The sequence below is a fragment of the Lonsdalea britannica genome (assembly GCF_946477055.1).
Classification (GTDB): Bacteria; Pseudomonadota; Gammaproteobacteria; order Enterobacterales; family Enterobacteriaceae; genus Lonsdalea; species Lonsdalea britannica_A.
Map to the genome: position 1 here is coordinate 1 of NZ_CAMKXG010000353.1, position 2,889 is coordinate 2,889.

The 2,889-nt window shown below is 58.8% G+C and carries 5 protein-coding genes; 3 read left to right on the forward strand and 2 right to left on the reverse strand.

What is annotated here, in order from left to right; all coding sequences use genetic code 11:
- From Q7O77_RS16530 to Q7O77_RS16540, 3 genes are all read left to right on the forward strand, one after another.
- Positions 1 to 379, forward strand: a 379-nt coding sequence (locus Q7O77_RS16530; protein WP_304169801.1) for an A24 family peptidase, incomplete at its 5' end; no start/stop codon positions are given.
- Positions 380 to 911: 532 nt separating this feature from the next.
- Entirely contained in the window at positions 912 to 1,412 is a 501-nt protein-coding gene (locus tag Q7O77_RS16535; protein WP_304169803.1) for a YbaK/prolyl-tRNA synthetase associated domain-containing protein, read from the forward strand.
- A 261-nt stretch (positions 1,413 to 1,673) separates the two neighbouring features.
- Entirely contained in the window at positions 1,674 to 2,249 is a 576-nt protein-coding gene (locus tag Q7O77_RS16540; RefSeq protein WP_304169804.1) for an alpha/beta hydrolase, read from the forward strand.
- A gap of 1 nt (position 2,250) precedes the next feature.
- Here Q7O77_RS16540 and Q7O77_RS16545 read toward each other — a convergent pair whose 3' ends face one another.
- Together Q7O77_RS16545 and Q7O77_RS16550 are read right to left on the reverse strand one after the other, a co-directional pair.
- A complete protein-coding gene (locus tag Q7O77_RS16545; RefSeq protein WP_304169806.1) occupies positions 2,251 to 2,667 on the reverse strand; it encodes a hotdog fold thioesterase in 417 nt (138 codons plus the stop codon).
- 63 nt (positions 2,668 to 2,730) lie between these two features.
- Positions 2,731 to 2,889, reverse strand: a 159-nt coding sequence (locus tag Q7O77_RS16550; RefSeq protein WP_304169808.1) for an SDR family oxidoreductase, incomplete at its 5' end; no start/stop codon positions are given.

Genomic DNA, 2,889 nt, shown 5'->3' on the forward strand with positions numbered 1-2,889 from the left:
GTTGCCGGATGTGCTGACGCTGCCGCTGTTATGGGTGGGTCTGCTGTTCAATGTTGACGGGACGTTCGTGCCGCTCTCGCAGGCGGTGGTGGGCGCGGTGGCGGGATATGTGTCTTTGTGGTTGATCTATTGGGGGTTTCGCTGGTTTTCCGGCAAGGAAGCGCTCGGTTACGGAGACTTCAAGCTGCTGGCGGCGCTGGGGGCGTGGCTGGGATGGGCTATCTTGCCGAATTTGGTGCTAATCGCTTCGCTGGCCGGATTGACGCTCACGCTGTTATGGCGATTGAGCCGTGGCGGCAGTTTGCAGTCCTCACTGGCCTTCGGCCCGTGGCTGGCGCTCGCCGGCGTCGTTGGGCTGGTCATCAACGCCGTGGGATAGCTCGGGACGTCGGCAATAGGCTGAGTGAGTCCTTATCAGGCCGAGGGACGATCCGCCAGCCTGTTGAGAGCATTAATAGGAGATGATTTTTTACCCGGTGGGAATAGTGTGATTCGGTCACGCGGCCGAATCAGTTCACCAACAGCATAAATATTCCAATCCATAGAACCAAAACAAATGAAACCGCAATAAAGAAGTACTTCACTGATTATTCTCTCCAGCAATCACCGTGTCGCGATGATGATTGCTTCGTTATGATGATGGTATCGCTATGATGCGCATGACTTGTCCATTGTGCAGAGAAACGATCGCCCGATGAGTCAGGCTCTGGCGCTTTCTGGTCGGAGATGACGGCAGGGCTCTGGGGCCGCATTTTACCGGCGCCCAATCTACGCTGGGTACGGGGAGGAATTCAAGAGGTATCCCCGGCAGAATGCGGAAATAGAGTGCAATCGCACGGATCTTTGCCACTTGGACATCTGCGCGTTTATTCTGTATGCGGCTCGACGAGATAACGGATATAGGAAAACCGATGCAAACTCCTTCTATTTTTTCGCAATTATGCGCGCGGCTCGATCAGGGACAGGCGCGCTATCGGGTGGTCGAACACGCCAGCGCCGGACGTTCGGAAGAGGTCGCCGCTCAGCGGGGGACCGCGTTGGGGCAGGGCGCCAAAGCGCTGGTATGCCATGTTAAAGGTAACGGTTTACGCCAGCATGTTCTGGCGGTACTGCCCGCCGATTGTCAGGCGGACTTGCAGCGACTGGCTCAAGGGCTTGGCGGGACACGCGCTTCGCTGGCCAGCCCGGCGGAAGTGGAGATATTGACGCGCTGCGTATTCGGCGCCATCCCGCCGTTCAGCTTCCATCCCGATCTGCTGCTGGTGGCCGATCCGCTGCTGTTTTCCCGTTTTGATGAACTGGCGTTCAACGCGGGATCTCTGGAGCGCTCGCTGATACTGAACACGCAGGATTACCGGCGCATCGCCGAGCCGCGCGAGCTGGAATTTATCCGGTTATCGCCTGCGGCGTAGGGTGAAATGGCTTCACATCAGCCTTCATCAGATCGCGCGATGCCGTGTGACGGAACGCAAAATTTGATGCAGAGAACCCCGATACAAATGCAAATCACCGTGATAGGCTGTTAACTTAAGCTATATTGTTATCAATTTGTAAAATATGGAGCCTTCCACGCGCGCCGGGCAACGACAGCGCGTCAATATGGGGGCGCAGGGCCTGCCCTGAGCCGATGTCGCTCCATCCAGGCAGTAAACGAACAGGGAGAAAGCAGTCTGATGCAGACGACAGAGTTGGACCTGCGGCTGGCGGAAATCGACCAGCGTATAAAGATGGTGCTGGTGCCGGGATTGCGCGACAGTGGTGACGAACACTGGCAAAGCTATTGGCATCAGCGTTTCCCGTTTTGGCGCCGCGTTAGCCAGAAAGAGTGGTTTCCGGCCGACCTCGATCGCTGGGCGCTGGCGATCCGCCGCGAGCTGGCGGAGTGCGAGCAACCGGCGCTGCTGATCGGCCACAGTTTCGGCGCGCTGGCTTCGTGCTACGTGGTGCAGGAAGCCATGGAAGGGATTGCGGGCGTGATGTTGGTTGCGCCGGCGGAGCCAATGCGTTTTGAGATAGAAGAGCGTATTCGCGCCGAGCGGCTGAACGTTCCCGCGCTGGCTTTCGCCACGCATAACGATCCGCTGATGACCTATGAGCGCGCCAAACATTGGTCGGAAGCCTGGGGCTGCGAGCTGGTCGATGTGGGCGAAGGCGGCCACATCAATGCTGAATCCGGCTTCGGAACTTGGGAATACGGCCTGCAACGGCTGGCGGATTTTGCAGAGAGCCTCATTCCACTCGAAGCCTGAACTACGTCCCCAACACCGCCGTAGAGAGCCGTGCGATGCAGCACAGCTTATCCTGCGGCGTAAAGACCTCGATTTGCCAGACCTGATTTTTCCGTCCCAGATGCAGCGGCTGGCATACGCCGCGCACCTCGCCCTGACTGACCGGGCGCAGGTGGCTGGCGTTAATCTCCACCCCGACCACGCACTCCCCTGGCTGGCTGCACAGATAGCCCGCCATCGATCCCAGCGATTCCGCCAGCGCGACCGACGCACCGCCGTGCAGTAGCCCGAATGGCTGACGGGTGCGGTCGTCCACCGGCATCGTGGCTTCCAGAACACGGTCGCCCAAGTGGGTGAAGACCATGCCCAGATGCGCCAGCATGTTCCGTTCCGTCATTTGATTGAGCTGCTCCAGCGTGACGTCTCTCGTCCAGATCATGACGTTTTTCCCTTTCTGTTACCGAGAACGACCGCCGCTTTCGCGACGACCATCCTCGGGGGCTTAGGCGCCAAGCGTCGCGCCGCCGTCGATGACGATATCCTGCATCGTGATGTGGCCCGCTTTCGCCGAGGCCATAAATAGCACGGCGTCGGCGATATCCTCAGGCCGGGCGATTTTACGCAGCGGTATCCCCAGCTTGTACTGTTCCGGGAATCCCTC